The sequence below is a fragment of the Streptomyces spectabilis genome (assembly GCF_008704795.1).
Classification (GTDB): domain Bacteria; phylum Actinomycetota; class Actinomycetes; order Streptomycetales; family Streptomycetaceae; genus Streptomyces; species Streptomyces spectabilis.
Window position 1 is genome coordinate 7,372,517 of sequence record NZ_CP023690.1, and the last position, 15,230, is coordinate 7,387,746.

Here is a 15,230-nt window from a genome sequence, read left to right on the forward strand (position 1 = left end):
GCGCGCCCGCCCGACGTTCCGTACCCCCAAGGAGGCCGACATGCTGGACATCGCCGAAGAGCTGCACCGGTGGGTCGAGCAGGGGCGTGACTTCGCGGTCGCCACCGTGGTGACCGTCAGCGGCAGCGCGCCCCGGCAGCCCGGCGCCGCGCTCGCCGTCGACCGTGACGGCACGGCGATCGGCTCGGTCTCCGGCGGCTGTGTCGAGGGCGCCGTCTACGAGCTGTGCCGGCAGGCCCTGGAGGACGGCGAGACCGTCGTCGAGCGCTTCGGCTACAGCGACGAGGACGCCTTCGCCGTGGGCCTGACCTGCGGAGGCGTCCTCGACATCCTGATCACACCGGTCCGCGCGGACGGTCCCGCGCGGCCGGTGTTCAGCGCCGCGCTCGCCGCCGCCGCCCGGGGCGAGGCGGCGGCGGTCGCGCGGATCACCGCGGGACCCGGCGAGCTGCTCGGCCGCGCGCTCCTGGTGCGCGGCGACGCGCAGGCCGGGGACCACGAGGGCGGGCTCGGGGGACACCCCGAGCTCGACCGGACGGTGGCGGCCGAGGCCCGCGCCCTGCTCGACGCGGGCCGCACGGGCGCCGTGGAGATCGGCGCCGACGGCTCCCGCTGCGGCCGCCCGCTCACCGTCCTCGTCGAATCCTCCGTACCGCCGCCCCGGATGATCGTCTTCGGCGCGATCGACTTCGCCTCGGCGCTCGTCAGGGTCGGCAAGTTCCTCGGCTACCACGTGACCGTGTGCGACGCGCGGCCCGTCTTCGCGACCCGCGTCCGCTTCCCCGACGCCGACGAGGTCGTGGTGCGCTGGCCGCACGAGTACCTCGCGGACACCGAGGTCGACGGCCGCACCGTGCTGTGCGTCCTCACCCACGACGCCAAGTTCGACGTGCCCCTGCTGCGCCTCGCGCTGCGCCTGCCGGTCGCGTACGTCGGCGCGATGGGCTCGCGCCGCACCCATCTGGACCGCGCGGCGCGGCTGCGCGAGGTCGGCGTCACGGACCTGGAGCTGGCCCGGCTGCGCTCCCCGATCGGCCTCGACCTCGGGGCGCGTACGCCCGAGGAGACCGCGCTCTCCATCGCGGCGGAGGTCGTCGCGCACCGCAGGGGCGGCGGCGGCCGCTCCCTGACCGGCGCCCACACGCCCATCCACCACGACGCCCCCGCGCCCCGCGGCATCACCTCGGTGGCGTGAGCCACGCCTTCGCGCGCCCTTCGGCGCGCCCGTGCCGCTCCGGCGGGTTTCGGGAGCCGGTGCGGAGCGTCACCATGGAGGTATGGATCCCCAACAGCACGCCAGAGTGGATGAGTTGACGCGCGATCCGTATCCGCTGTACGCGCGTGCCCGGCGTGCGAAGGGGCTCACCTACGTGCCCGAGTTCGGCGCCTGGCTGGTGGCCAGGGACGCCGACGTGCGCGAAGTGCTGCGGCGGCCCGACGTGTTCTCGTCGGCGAACGCGGTCCGCGGCGGCGTCCGGCCGTCCGCCGCGGCGCTCGCGGTCCTCGCCGACGGCGACGGCGGCAGCCCCCGCGGCCGCGTGGTGGTCACCTCGGACGGCCTCGCCCACCAGCGGCTGCGCGCGCCGCTCGTGCGCGGCCTCGGCCCCGCCCGGGTGGCCGCCGCGCTGCCGTACGCGGCCGAGCGCGCCGAGGCGCTCGTCGAGGCGTTCGCCGACGACGGCCGCGTGGAGCTGATGGAGGCGTACGCCATGCGCCTGCCGGGCCAGGTCGTCGGGCACGTCCTCGGCTTCGACCCGGCGGACGTGCCGCTCGTCGTGCGCGCCGGGCACCGCACCGAGGCGCTGCTCTCCCGGCACCTCAGCGAGGAGGAGCAGGTGGCGGCGGCGCACGACATGGTCGCCCTGAAGCGGCTCCTGGACGGCTACGTCCGCGACCGGTACGCCGCGCCGCGCGACGACCTGTGCAGCGAGCTGGTCACCTCACTCGTGCAGCCGGACGACGCGGAGGAGGGCGAGGCGGGTCTGCTCACGCTCGCCCAGCGCACCGAGCTGGTCGCCCATCTGAACAACTTCCTGCTGGCCGGGCATCTGACCACGACCGCCCTGATCGGCACGGCGTTCCTGCATCTGCTGAGCCATCCCGACCAGTGGCGGATGGTGTGCGCGGACCCGGAGCGGATGATCCCGGCCGCCATCGAGGAGACGGCCCGTTTCGACACCGCCCTGCAGGCGTTCCGGCGCGTCACCACGCGGCCCGCGACGCTCGCGGGCACCGAACTGCCCGCGGGTGCCGAGCTCCTGGTCGCGTTCGGCGCGGCCGGGCGCGACGGCGCGCGCTATCCGCGGCCCGACGTCTTCGACATCACCCGTCCCGCGGCCGCCCGGCACCTCGCCTTCGGCCTCGGCGCGCACGCCTGCCCCGGGGCCCAACTGGCCAGGGAGCAGGTGCGGTTGACCCTTGAGCTGTTCATACGCCGGTTCCCCGGCCTGCGGATCGCCGAGGACGGGCCTCCGGTCGCGATGCGGCCCACACTCATCCACCGCGCCCCGGAGGCCCTGCACCTCACCTGGTGAGGCGGCCGGTCAGCGGTAGACCTTGCCCGGCTCCGCCTTGCCCGGCGCGAGGAGCTGGGGCACGGTGACGAAGACGTAGCCGCGCTTCTTCAGCTCGGCGATGACGCCGGGCACGGCGGGCACGGTGCCCTTGTAGATGTCGTGCAGCAGGATGATGCCGTCACGGCCCGCCTGTTCGAGCACCCGCTTCTCGATCAGCGCGGAGTCCTCGGTGGTGTAGTCCTTCGCCGTCACCGTCCAGAGGATCTCGGCCAGTCCGAGGTCGCGGGAGATCTTGTTGACGGTGTCGTTCGTGCGGCCCTGCGGGGGCCGCATCAGCGTCGGCTTCTTGCCGATGAGCTTCTCGATCGCCTTGTTCGGGCGCTCCAGCTCCGCGCGCGCCTCCGCGGGCTTGATCTTGGTGAGGATCTTGTGGGACCAGGTGTGGCTCGCGACCTCGTGCCCCTCGCGGTCCATCTGCTTGACCAGCTCGGGGTACTTCTCGATGTGGTTCTTGCCGAGGGTGAAGAAGGTCGCGGGCACCTTCTCCTTCTTGAGGATCTTCAGCAGGCGCGGGGTGTTCTCGCTGGGGCCCGCGTCGAAGGTCAGCGCGATGCACTTGGCCTTGCGGCAGTCGACGGTGCCGAAGGCGGCCCGGTCCTTGCCCTTCGCGTCCGCAGCGTCCTTGCGGACGGAGCTCGGGGAGACGGTGTCGAGCTTGGTGCAGCCGGTGAGGGCGAGGGCTGCGGCCACGCTCGCGGCGAGCGCGGCACCGGTGAATCCGGTACGCGGGAGCAACCGCTTGCCCATGTTCGTCATCTTGCTGTGCGGAGTGGCTATCGGACGCATGCGCGCACTATACATGCCGTGTATACGTCCCGTTCATAGCGCCTCGGGAGCCCGATGAGCGGGACGTTCGCACGGCATGCCCTCCGTAGGCGCCGAGCGCCGCGCGGACACGCCACCACCCTTTGCGCGGTCGCTCCTGTGACGTGTGGGACGACAGAGTCGCAGGCGCCTGGTGTGAGTGGCCGGTAGTCGGCGCAATCTGATCTGGCGGGCCGGCCGCGTCGCACCGCACCATGGCCAGTTGCCCGCGACTTCGCCAGGGGGTCACGGGTGTGCGAAACGGGGGAACGACCATGCCAGGGACAGGACTGTCATCAGCCATGCCCGCACGCGGCCGTGGCACGTCGAAACGGGGGGTGCCCCGCCAGGAACTCCGTCGGGACACCGGCAAGGAGCCGCGGCCCGACGGGGAGACACCACCGGAAGATCAGGGAGCATCCCTGACGCAGGGCAGGGGGGTGCTCGTCGGAGCCTTTGCCCTGCTGGAGGCCTTGCGCCGCCGCGGCGGCGAGGCGGGACTCACCGAACTCGCCCTCGCCTGCGCGCTGCCCAAGGGCAGCGCGCACCGCCTCCTCGACCAGCTCGGCCTGCTCGGCGCCGTGGAGCGCAGAGGCAACCGCTACGCCGTCGGCTCGCAGCTCTTCCGGCTCGGCCAGGCCTGGCAGCCCTATCCGGGGCTGCGCGCCGCCGCCCGCGTTCCGCTGCACCGCCTGCGCGCCTCGACCGGCGCCAGTGTCGTGCTCACCGTGCTGCGCGACGAGCTCGCCCTGACCGTGGCCTCGGTGCCCGGCCGGGTCGAGGGCGTGGTGCCGGTGCGCAACGGCATGAGCTTCCCGCTGGTCACGGCCGCCGGGCGGGTGCTCACCGAGGGGCCGCGCGGCCCGGTCCTGGACCGGGAGGAGATCCAGGAGGGCGTGGCCTGCGTCGCCATGCCCGTGCGGGCGCCGGACGGGCTCACCGTCGCGGCCCTCGCCGCCGTGGTGCCCGCGCGGCAGCGGCTTCCCCAGGTCGCGGACGCGACGGCCGCCGCGTCCGCGGCCATCGAGAGCCGGCTGACCCGGATGCCGCCGCGCGAGGTGGCGGTGCGCTCGGCGGTGCTCCGTTACTGAACGTCCGCTTCCGTGGCGGGGGCCGCGCGGGTGTCCGTTCCGGTGAACGGAACTCCCGTAGCGCGGCCCCCGCCGCGTTCGCCAGGGTGAGGTCACCCGGGGGCCGGGGAGATGCCGGCCGGAATCGGGAGGAACGGGTCGAGCGGCCGGCGGTGACGCCCTGGCCGCGGCCGCTCGACTCCGGCTCCGCGCGGGCCGCGGGCGGGAGCGGGATCCCACGGCGGGGGAGCGGCCTCCCAGAGGCCGGGAGCGGGGTCCCACAAGGGGGGCGGGGGCTGTCCGGATGGTGGTGCCGATCTCGGGCGCACAGGATGAAGGGGCTGGGGCTTCGGCCCAACCATCCTGTCCCACCAGGGGAGTTCACCGTGATCGACCGTTCCGCGTCCGTACGCTCCGACCGCTCCGACCGCTCCGCCGTGCGTGCGCGCACCGGCTCTTCGCCCCGGCGGCGGGCCGTCGCGGCGGTGGCGGTCCTCGCCGCCGCCCTCGGTGCGGCGGGCACGCTGCCCGCCTCCGCGGCGCCGTCCCACGGCCCGCGTGACGCCGTACGCAAGGACATCGAGCGCCTGGTGACCGACGCCGGGTTCCCCGCGGCCCTGGTCGCCACGGCCGACGGCGCCGGGCGGGCGCGCCACTACACGGCCGGTGTCGCGGACCTGCGGACGAAGGGGAAGGTGCCGGTCGACGGGCGGGTGCGGGCGGGCAGCAACACCAAGACGTTCACCGCCACGGTGGTCCTCCAGCTGGTCGGCGAGGGCAAGGTCGACCTGGACGCCCCCGTCGAGAAGTACCTGCCGAACCTGCTGCGCGGCGACGGCGTCGACGGCCGCGCCATCAAGGTCCGCCAACTGCTCCAGCACACCAGCGGGCTGCCCGAGTACACCGCTCACATACTCAAGGACGTCTTCGGCAAGAACCGCCACACCTACTACCAGCCCCGCGACCTGCTCGACATCGCGCTGAAGCACAAGGCGGACTTCGCCCCCGGCAAGGGCTGGGCGTACAGCAACACCAACTACGTCGTCGCCGGGCTCCTCATCGAGAAGGTCACCGGGCGGCCGCTGGCCGAGCAGCTCACCGAGCGGGTCATCGACCGCGTCGGCCTGCGCCGCACCTACTTCCCCGGCGTCGGCGACGAGGGCATCAAGGGGCCGCACCCCCGCGGCTACGACGCCGCCGAGCCCGGGGCGCCGCTCAAGGACGTCACGAAGCTCGACCCCTCCTGGGGCTGGGCCGCCGGGCAGCTGATCTCCACGCCCGGCGACCTGAACCGCTTCTTCTCCGCACTGCTGGGCGGCAAGCTGCTCGAGCCCGCGCAGCTCGCCCAGATGCGCACCACCGTCAAGGTGCCCGACGACTTGGGCTACGCGAAGGGCGCGCGCTACGGCCTCGGCCTGATCCGCACCCCGCTGAGCTGCGGCGGCGCGATGTGGGGGCACGGAGGGAGCATCCCCGGCTCCTACACCTACCCCGGTGTCACCGAGGGCGGCCGCGCCGCCACGATCGCCGTCACCGCCAACAGGGAACCCACCCTGGACGCCTTCGCCAAGGCCGACGCGGTCGTGGACGCCGCGCTGTGCCGGAAGTGAGCGCGGCCGCTCCTACGGCGCGCCGGTGAACGAGCGGCGGTAGGAGCGGGGCGGCACGCCCCGGCGGCGTACGAACTGCTCGCGCAGCACGGCGGCGCTGCCGTACCCGACGCGGCGGGCGATCTCCTCGATGGGCAGGTCCGTGGTCTCCAGGAGCTCCTCGGCGGCGCTCAGACGCAGGTTCCGCAGCCAGGCGTGCGGCGTCGTGCCGGTGGCGGCGGTGAAGCGCCGGGCGAAGGAGCGCTTGCTCATCGTGGCGCGCCGGGCCAACTCCGCGACGGGGAGCGGCTCGTGGAGATGGGCGCGGGCCCAGGCGAGGACGTCGGCGAGCCGCTCGTCCCGGGCGTCCTCGGGGACGGGCGCGGCGAGGTACTGGGCCTGCCCGCCGTCGCGGTGCGAGGGCAGCACCATGTCACGGGCGACGGCGTTGGCCGTCGCCGCGCCGTGCTCGCGGCGCAGCAGGTGGAGGCACATGTCGAAGCCCGCGGCCGCTCCCGCGCCCGTGACGATGTGCCCCTCGTCGACGTAGAGGGAGTCGGACTCGACGCTGACGTCCGGGTGGCGGCGGGCGAGGAGTTCGGCGAACCGCCAGTGCGTGGTGGCCCGCCGCCCGTCGAGCAGACCGGCCGCCGCGAGCGCGAACGCGCCGACGCAGTGGGCCGCGACAAGGGCGCCGCGCTCGTGGGCGGCCGTCAGCGCGTCGAGCACGGCCGGGCCGGGCGGTGTCCGGAATCCCGCCGAGGGCAGGGCGATGAGGAGGTCGGCGCGGGCGAGCCGGTCCAGGCCGTGCGCGACGGTGACCGGTACTCCGACGTCGGTGGTGACCGGGCCTGGACGGTCGGCGCAGAGCGCGAAGTCGAAGGCGGGCAGGCCCTCGCCGTGCGGGGCGAACACCTCGGCGACGACGCCGACGGCGAGCATGCCGACCCCGGGCGGAGCGTAGGCGGCGACGTTGGTGAAGGGCGGCACGGGGGGCAGTGTGCCATGTGGCACGAATCCCGCGATCGTAGGCATTGATGCCACTCGTGGGGCGCTGACCTGCTCGGAAGGATGAAGGGCATGACAGCCGCACCGCTCGGCCGCAGCGCCGACTACACGATCCTGACCACCGGCTACGTGGGCTCCACCGGCCCCGGTGTCGCCGCGACCGTCTCCTACGTCGCCGACGCGGGCCGCCACTTCGTCTTCGACCCCGGCATGGTCGCGAGCACCGACGACATCCTCGGCCCGCTCGCCGAACGGGGGCTCGGCCCCGACGACATCACCGACGTGGTGCTCAGCCACCACCACCCGGACAACGTCCTGAACGCGGGCCTGTTCCGCCGGGCCCGGGTCCACGACCACCAGGTGGAGTACCTCGGCGACCAGTGGCGCAATCGCGACGCCGAGGGCTACGAACTCACCCCGTCACTGCGGCTGATCCGCACCCCCGGGCACAGCCGCGAGGACATCACGCTCCTCGCGGGCACGGCCGACGGCGTGGTGGCCTTCGCCGGTGACCTGTGGTGGCACGCGGCGGGCCCGGCGGACGACCCCGTCGCCCCCGACCGCGACGTCCTGCGTGCCTCCCGGCGCCGGGTCATGGCCGTGGCGGACCTGATCGTGCCCGGACACGGCGCCCCTTTCGTGCCGGACGCAACAACTCCGCTTTAACCGGTGGAACCTCACCCGTAAACGCCGCCGGGGCGATAAGGAACCGTCAATGTTTCGAGGGCCGCGCGGTACGGGGTTTGAATGGCGCGGTAGTGGAAGCGGGCCAGGGCCGCACATCCCGTCCGTCCCGTCGGCGGGACATTTATCGACGGCGAAAAACGACGACTCGGCAGTGGCGCGATATCGCTCAAAAAGTCTTGAAGGGATTCCGGCCACCGGTCTAACGTGACGGGCAACCGTGGTCGATGAACATCATTTTCCCTTTCGGGCAACGTCCGGCCGGAGGCAGCAATGCGCTCTTGTGGAGCGCCGTCTGCGCCTGCCGAGTTCCGGACCCTGGAGGCCCATGGGGGGATGGCATTACGCTCGGCCCGGCAAAGGAACCAGAAGGTTTTATGGTACACGCTTTCCTTGAATCCGTGGGTCCGTTTGCGGAACTTCTCATTTCGCAAACACGGGTACCCGCTGGTTCCTGACGCACGCCGTTCGGCTGTCATTCCGACAGGACCGCTCACACCGCACAGAGAGACCAAGAGAAGGGCACTCCCATGCAGGGTTCGGCAACAAACGAAAAGGAAGCTCGCGCAGTGAGTGCAGCGGATGTGGAGCAGGCGGCTGTGACGTGGCTGCGCACCGAGTTGGACGACCCGGAGATCAGCGGCTCCGACAACTTCCTCGACATCGGCGGCCACTCGCTGACCTTCTCGAAGCTGAACGCCTTCCTCGGGGACTCGTTCGGCATCGTCCTCGACATGAAGACGACGTACGACGGGACCCTGGCCGCGGCGCTCACTGCCGCGCAGCCGATCGACAACACCGCGCCGACCAGTAAGTAAGGGAGTCACCAGACATGACCAGCAGCCCCGTGCGTACGGAGTTCTCGCTGTCGGAGGACGAGCTCGCGTTCTTCCGCAAGAACGGCTACATCGGTCCGATCACCATCTACACGCCCGAAGAGATGGACCAGATGTGGAAGACCATCCAGCGCGAGACGCTGGACCGGTCGCACGCCGCGTACCCGGAGGTGGACAAGGGCGTCGGTGCCCCGAACATCTTCAACTACGACCGGCACCTGGACGTCGACCTGCTGGCCCGGCACGTCATGAACCAGCGGATCACCGACCGCGTGGCCTCGATCCTCGGCCCGGACCTGCTGTGCTGGCGTTCGGAGTTCTTCCCGAAGTACCCCGGTGACGAGGGCACCGACTGGCACCAGGCGGACACCTTCGCCAACGCCAGCGGCAAGCCGCAGCTGCTGTGGCCCGGTGAGTCCGAGGAGTCGTTCGGCGCCGGCACGCTCACCGTGTGGACCGCGTTCACCGAGTCCACCCGCGAGAACGGGTGTCTGCAGGTCATCCCCGGCACGCAGCACCAGATGAACTACGACGAGACCAAGCAGATGGACTACAACGAGGGGCGCATCAACTCCGAGGTCAAGGACGGCGTCCCGCGCGGCTTCTTCGGCTACGACTACCGCCAGCTCCAGAAGGACCCGAACTGGAAGCCCAACGAGGAGGACGCGGTCGCCTTCGAGATGGAGAAGGGCCAGTGCATCATCTTCTGGTCCACGCTGATGCACGCCTCGCTGCCGAACATCTCCACCGGCAAGAACTACCGCATGGGCTTCGCCACCCGCTACGTGCCCACCGCGGTGCAGATCTACCCCGGCACCGACCACATCGAGGAGTACGGCGGGAACATCTCGCTGGACAAGTGGTCGGCCGTACTGGCCCGTGGCCGTGACGAGTTCGGCCACAACAAGATCGCCACGGAGACGCTGCGCGGCACGAAGTACCTGCCCGCGTAACCCGTACGGCGACAAGCCCCACGCCGCAGCCCGGCGGCGTGACGGAGAGGTGACGACCCGCGGCCCCGCCCCGGCCGCGGGTCGTCACTTGACGCCGTGTCAGGTATGGGCGAAGGGCACGGCAACGGGCGCGGCAACAGGCACAGTCAAAGGCACAGCTTCGGGGCACAGCACCACCATCTACCGATCACAGCCGGGCCGTCCGCAGGAGCTTCGTGCCCGCGAACGGCCCGTGCGACGCCACCCGGGGGACAGCGACACCGTGACCACACCGAGCACACCCAGACCCGCGGTCGCCTTCATCCCGCCGTCCTGCTGCGGAGCGGGCTACTTCCGCCGGCTGCGCCGGGAGCTCGGCGACCGGGTCACCTTCCACGCCCTGGAGCTTCCCGGCCACGGCCGCCGCTACCAGGAGACCCCGCTCACCGACGCCACCGCTGCCGTCGCGGACCTCGCCGCGCGCATCGACACCCCGCTCGACGCCCTGTACGGCGAGAGCCTGGGCGCCTATCTCGCGCTGGGCGTGGCGGACGTCCTGAAGCAGGAGCGGCCGCCGCTGCTGCTCGCCGCGTCCAACTCCCCGCCCTCGGTGCGCGACCGGATCGACCTGGAGGGCCTCGACTCCATCGAGTCCGCGGTCGCCGCGCTGCGCGCGATGGGGGGCGAGATCCCCCCGGAGGTGCTCAGCGACCCCGAACTCGCCGCGGGCGCCTACCCGTTGATGCGCGCGGACCTGCACCTGGGCCAGTCGTGCATCGACCTCGTCCGCGGGAGCGCCGCGGCCGGGAACCTGACCGTGTTCGCCGGGGCCGACGACACCGCCCTGACCCGCCTGGAGTCGTGGGCCGCGCACACCCGGGGCCGCTGCGACGTGACGCCGCTGCCCGGCGGTCACCTGCTCTCCGCCACGAACCCCGCGGGCGTCGCCGAGCGCGTCCTGGAAGCGCTGGCCCGCGGCTGAGACCGGCCGGGCCGCCCGCCTCCGCCGGGCGCCGTCCCCTCACTTCCCGGGCGCCCGTCCCCTGTTCCTCCCCCTGGCGCCCGCTCCCTTCGTTCCTCCCCTCCCGCCGCGCGGACCGCGCGGCGGCGACCGTTCGGTCCTTTACCCGGAAGGAATCACGATGGTGCTGTCCCAAGCGCCTCTTCCCGCGATCGGCCACCATCAGATGCTGGTCTTCCTGCTCCAGGTCGGCCTGCTCCTCGTGGTCGCGGTGCTGCTCGGCAGGCTGGCCACCTGGTTCCGGCTGCCCCGCGTGGTCGGCGAGCTGTCCGCGGGCGTGCTCCTCGGCCCTTCGGTGTTCGGCAACCTGCTGCCCGACCTGCGCGACTGGCTGCTCCCGCACGACACCGCGCAGATGCACCTGCTGGCCGCGGTGGCGCAGCTCGGCGTGCTGCTCCTCGTCGGCATCACGGGCGCGCACATCGACTTCGGCCTGATCCGCAGCAAGCGCAAGGTGATCGGCTACGTCAGCGCGGCCAGCGTGCTCCTGCCGCTGGCCCTGGGGGTGGGCCTCGGCTTCCTCATGCCGCAGTCGCTGATGGCCCCCGGCGCCGAGCGCGGCACCTTCGCCCTGTTCGTCGGCGTCGCGATCGCCGTCAGCGCGCTCCCGGTGATCGCCAAGACCCTGCTCGACATGAACCTGCTGCACCGCAACGTCGGTCAGCTCATCATCGGTGCGGCCGCGATCAGCGACATCGTCGGCTGGATGCTCCTGTCCGTCGTCGCCGCGATGGCCACGCGCGGGCTGACCACGGGCCTGGTCCTGGAGTCCGTCGGCTATCTGATCGCGGTCCTCGTCGCCACGGTCCTGGTGGCCCGGCCGGTGGCCCGCAAGGTCCTGGAGTTCACCGACCGCTCGCCGCAGAAGGACGTCAGCGCCGCCACGATCGCCGCGATGATCCTGCTCTTCTCGGCCGGCACGCTCGCCCTGGACATGGAGCCGATCCTGGGCGCCTTCCTGTGCGGCATGGTGATCTGCTCCCTCGGCACCTCCGCCCGCCGGTCCCTGGACTCCATGCGCACCTTCGTGATGTCGACGCTCGCCCCGCTGTACTTCGCCACCGCCGGGCTCCAGGTCGACCTGTCCGCGCTGACCCGGCCCACGGTGCTCCTGGCGGCGGTGGTCACGCTGCTCATCGCCACCCTGGCCAAGTTCGCGGGCGGCTACCTCGGCGCCCGGATGGGCGGACTCCAGCACGGCGAGGGCCTCGCCATCGGCGCCGGTCTCAACGCCCGCGGCGTGGTGGAGATCGTCATCGCCACCGTCGGGCTCAACCTCGGCGTCCTGACCACCGCCACGTACACGATCGTGGTCCTTATCGCCGTGATCACCTCGATGATGGCGCCGCCGTTCCTGCGCCACGCCACCCGGTCCATGCCGACCACCACCGCCGAGCACGAACGGCAGCGGGAGCTGGCCGGACAGGCCTCCTGACCGCGGCCCCAGACCCCGCGGGATCCGGTAACGCCAGGGCCCCGCCCCCGAGATTCGGGGGCGGGGCCCTGGCGTTACCGGATCCGCGCCCTACACGGAGCCGAGGTGCTCGGCGAGCAGCGCCGGGGTCGGCGCCTGGAAGACCGCCCGCACCGGCACCCGCAGGCCGAGCTCCGCGCCCGCACGGCCGCTCAGCCGGACCGCGAGCTGCGACGTCCCGCCGAGGTCGAAGAAGTCGTCGTCGACGCCGACCTCATCGCGCTGGAGCAGCTCCGCGAACAGGGCGGCCAGGGCGCCCTCCCGCCCGGTGCGCGGCGTCCGGCCCGCGCCCGGGTCGGCCGCACTGCCCGCGCCACGGCGCGGGGCGGGCAGCGCGGCCCGGTCCAGCTTCCCGTTCGGGGCCAGCGGCAGCCGGTCGAGGACCACGAACGCGGACGGGATCATGAAGGTGGGCAGCCGGTCCACCACATAGCGCCGCAGCACCCGCGGGGTAAGACCGGCCGCCGCCGTGCCGCCCGGCTCGGCCGGTACGACGTAGGCGACGAGGGCACCGCTGCCCGAGCCCGCCGCGGGGCGGAGCGCGACCACGGCCTGGACGATGTCGGGGTGGGCGACCAGGGCCGCCTCGATCTCGGCCGGCTCGATGCGGATGCCGCGCAGCTTCATCTGGCCGTCGTCGCGCCCGAGGAGCTCCAGCTGCCCGTCGGCGTTCCACCGGGCCAGGTCGCCGGTGCGGTACATCCGCTCGCCCGCGGGACCGAACGGGTCGGCCAGGAAGCGCTCCGCGGTCTGGCCCGGCCGCGCGTGGTAGCCGCGGCCCACCGCGCCCGCCACGAACAGCTCGCCCGCCACGCCCTGCGGGACCGGCACCAGACCGGGGCCGAGCACGTACGTGCGCATGTTGCCCAGCGGCGTCCCGATGGGCACGCCGCCCTCGCCGTGCCAGCCGTCGGGGACGGTGAACGTGGTGGCGTAGAAACTCTCCGTCTGGCCATAGGCGTTGATCAGGGTCGTGTCCGGGAGGGCCGCCCGCACCTGGTCGGCCAGGGCCGCCGTGAGCTTCTCCCCGGCGAACACCGCTGTGTCCACGGTCAAACGCCCCTGGATCCGCTCCAGTACCTCGGCGAACACCGACGGGACCGTGTGCAGGACGGTGCCCGACCACTGCCCGCGCTCACCGAGCTCAAGCACGTCGCGGACGACCTCGACGGTGGCGCCGGTGCTCAGCGCGGTGAACACCTCGAACACCGACACGTCGAAGTTGATGGAGCTGCTCGCCAGCATCCGCGCGCCGGGCCGCATGCGCACGATGGAGGCCAGGCGGATCACGCCGTTGACGATGTTGGCGTGCGAGAGGGCCACGCCCTTCGGCGTGCCCGTCGAGCCGGAGGTGTACATCAAGTAGGCGAGGTTGTCGGGCCGCGGCGGCTGTGCGGGGGTGACTCCGGAGCCGTCCCCGGCGGGATCGTCATCGTCGAGGCCGAGCTCTTCGATCAGGCAGCACGTGATGTCGTGCTCCGGCAGCGTCCCCGCGGTGTCGGCGTCCGTGAGGATCAGGCCGGGCGCGGCGTCCTGGAGGAGATGGCCGAGGCGGCGGCTGGGGTAGCGGGGGTCGATCGGCAGATAGCCGGCGCCGGACTTCAGGATGCCGAGGAGCGCCACCACCAGGTCGGCGGAGCGCGGCAGGGCGAGGCCCACCACCGACTCCGGGCCGACCCCGGCGGCAAGGAGCGTGCGGGCGAGCCGGTCGGTGCGCTCGTCCAGTTCGCGGTACGTCAGCGACACGTCGCCGCAGACCACCGCCACGGCGTCCGGGGCCGCGGCGAACTGCGGCGCCACCAGCTCCGGGATCGTCACCGGCGGGGTGGGGGCCGCGGTGTTCACGAAGTCCACGAGCAGCCGCTGCCGTTCGGCGTCGTCGAGGACGTCGACCGCGCCCACCCGCACCGCGGGATCGGCGGTCACGTGCCGCAGCGCGCGCAGATAGCAGGCCGCCAGGTACTCCGCGCCCGCGGCGTCGAACAGGTCGGCGGCGTACTCGACCGTGCCGCGCAGCTCCGCGCCGCCCGCCGCGGCGCGAAGGCGCAGCGACAGGTCGTAGGGGGTGCTGTCCAGCGGCGCCGGCCACGCGGTGACCGTCAGGCCGGGCAGCGCGGGGGTGGGCTCCGGGCCCTCGCTCAGGTCGAACTCCACCTGGAACAGCGGGTGGTGGGCCAGGGAGCGCTGCGGGTCGAGCGCGTCCACGAGGAGGGCGAACGGCAGGTCCCGGTGGGCTTCGGCCGCCGCCGTCCTGCGGCGCACCTGGTCCAGGAGGTCCGTGAAGGCCGGGTTGCCGCTCAGGTCCGCCCTGAGCACCCAGGTGTCGTCGAAGGGGCCCACGCAGCGGGCCCAGGACGCGTCGGGGCGCCGCGCGTCCGACGAGCCGATGGGGATGTCCGCGCCGCTGCCCAGCTGGTGGAGCACCACCGCGAGGGCGGCGCGCAGCACCGTGCCGGCGGGCACCCCGCGCTGTGCGGCGAGGCCGGTCACCGCCGCGGTGAGGTCCTCGTCCACGACCAGGGGGACCCGGCCCGCGCGGTGGCTCGCCTCCGGCGGCCGGGGCCGGTCGGCGGGCAGCGGCAGCGGCGCCGGCACGCCCGCCAGTTCGGTGCGCCAGAAGGCGGTGTCGCGCGCGAAGGCGCCGTGCGGTCCGCTCTCCTCCTCCAGGAACTTCTGCTCCCACAGGGCGAAATCCGCATGGGGAACCAGCGTGTCCGGCCAGACGGGCGCGACCCCGTCCCGGCGCGCGGCGTAGGCGGCCGCCAGGTCGTCGGCCAGCGGCCGCAGCGATGCCTCGTCCGCGGCGATGCGGTGCGTCACCAGGACGAGCACGTGTTCCTCGGGAGCGCACCGCAGGACCGTGGCGCGTACCGGAATGTCGGTGGTGAGATCGAAACGGTGGGACACCCGCGCGGAGACGGCGTCGGAAAGCCGCTCGGGCGCCACCTCGACCAGGGATACGGCGAGGTCGATTTCGGACTCGGGCAGTACGCGCCGGGCGGGAACTCCCTCCGCGTCCTCGGCGCATATCGTGCGCAAACCTTCGTGGCGGGCCACGACGTCCCTGACGGCGCCCATCAGCGCGGTCGTTTCGAGGGCCCCGGTCATCCGCAGCACCAACGGAATGTTGTGCATGGCCGACGGGCCCTGAATTCGGTGGATGAGCCACAGTCGGCGCTGCGCAAGTGACAACGGATTCATGCGTGCCTACTCCTTATTCGTCCGGCGTGGTCCGA

The 15,230-nt window shown here is 72.8% G+C and carries 12 protein-coding genes; 9 read left to right on the forward strand and 3 right to left on the reverse strand.

Translation table 11 applies throughout. The features are described from left to right. The first annotated feature begins 40 nt into the window (after positions 1-40). Together CP982_RS32275 and CP982_RS32280 are read left to right on the forward strand one after the other, a co-directional pair. Positions 41-1,195 carry an XdhC family protein gene (locus tag CP982_RS32275; RefSeq protein ID WP_150513674.1) on the forward strand — a complete coding sequence of 385 codons (1,155 nt, stop codon included), beginning with the start codon at positions 41-43 and terminating at the stop codon, positions 1,193-1,195. Between the two features lie 82 nt (positions 1,196-1,277). Further along, a complete protein-coding gene (locus tag CP982_RS32280; RefSeq protein ID WP_150513675.1) occupies positions 1,278-2,534 on the forward strand; it encodes a cytochrome P450 in 1,257 nt (418 codons plus the stop codon). Positions 2,535-2,543: 9 nt separating this feature from the next. On the opposite strand, the gene CP982_RS32285 is transcribed toward CP982_RS32280, so the two are convergent. Next, on the reverse strand, positions 2,544-3,332 hold the full coding sequence (locus CP982_RS32285) for a polysaccharide deacetylase family protein (RefSeq protein ID WP_150515825.1): 789 nt from the start codon (positions 3,330-3,332) through the stop codon (positions 2,544-2,546). Between the two features lie 488 nt (positions 3,333-3,820). On the opposite strand from CP982_RS32285, the gene CP982_RS32290 reads away from it, so the two are divergent. Beyond that, entirely contained in the window at positions 3,821-4,471 is a 651-nt protein-coding gene (locus CP982_RS32290; RefSeq protein ID WP_229878630.1) for a helix-turn-helix domain-containing protein, read from the forward strand. 365 nt (positions 4,472-4,836) lie between these two features. Next, the gene (locus tag CP982_RS32295; protein ID WP_229878628.1) at positions 4,837-6,060 is read left to right on the forward strand and encodes a serine hydrolase domain-containing protein; all 1,224 of its coding nucleotides are present in this window, start codon (positions 4,837-4,839) and stop codon (positions 6,058-6,060) included. 12 nt (positions 6,061-6,072) lie between these two features. Here CP982_RS32295 and CP982_RS32300 read toward each other — a convergent pair whose 3' ends face one another. Beyond that, complete coding sequence (locus CP982_RS32300) at positions 6,073-6,981, reverse strand: GlxA family transcriptional regulator (RefSeq protein ID WP_150515826.1); 909 nt, start codon at positions 6,979-6,981, stop codon at positions 6,073-6,075. A gap of 138 nt (positions 6,982-7,119) precedes the next feature. On the opposite strand from CP982_RS32300, the gene CP982_RS32305 reads away from it, so the two are divergent. From CP982_RS32305 to CP982_RS32325, 5 genes are all read left to right on the forward strand, one after another. Next, on the forward strand, positions 7,120-7,713 hold the full coding sequence (locus tag CP982_RS32305; protein ID WP_150513678.1) for an MBL fold metallo-hydrolase: 594 nt from the start codon (positions 7,120-7,122) through the stop codon (positions 7,711-7,713). A 587-nt stretch (positions 7,714-8,300) separates the two neighbouring features. Continuing rightward, positions 8,301-8,549, forward strand: a complete 249-nt coding sequence (locus CP982_RS32310; protein ID WP_150513679.1) for an acyl carrier protein — start codon at positions 8,301-8,303, stop codon at positions 8,547-8,549. 14 nt (positions 8,550-8,563) lie between these two features. Beyond that, positions 8,564-9,520 (forward strand): chlorinating enzyme, encoded by a 957-nt coding sequence (locus tag CP982_RS32315; protein WP_150513680.1) that lies wholly within the window; start codon positions 8,564-8,566, stop codon positions 9,518-9,520. 262 nt (positions 9,521-9,782) lie between these two features. Then, the gene (locus CP982_RS32320) at positions 9,783-10,481 is read left to right on the forward strand and encodes a thioesterase II family protein (RefSeq protein WP_170316525.1); all 699 of its coding nucleotides are present in this window, start codon (positions 9,783-9,785) and stop codon (positions 10,479-10,481) included. Between the two features lie 160 nt (positions 10,482-10,641). After that, positions 10,642-11,955, forward strand: coding sequence for a cation:proton antiporter (locus CP982_RS32325; protein ID WP_212669200.1), 1,314 nt, complete (start codon positions 10,642-10,644; stop codon positions 11,953-11,955). A 90-nt stretch (positions 11,956-12,045) separates the two neighbouring features. On the opposite strand, the gene CP982_RS32330 is transcribed toward CP982_RS32325, so the two are convergent. Next, positions 12,046-15,195: a non-ribosomal peptide synthetase gene (locus CP982_RS32330; protein WP_150513682.1), complete on the reverse strand. Its 3,150-nt coding sequence runs from the start codon at positions 15,193-15,195 to the stop codon at positions 12,046-12,048. Positions 15,196-15,230: the final 35 nt, after the last annotated feature.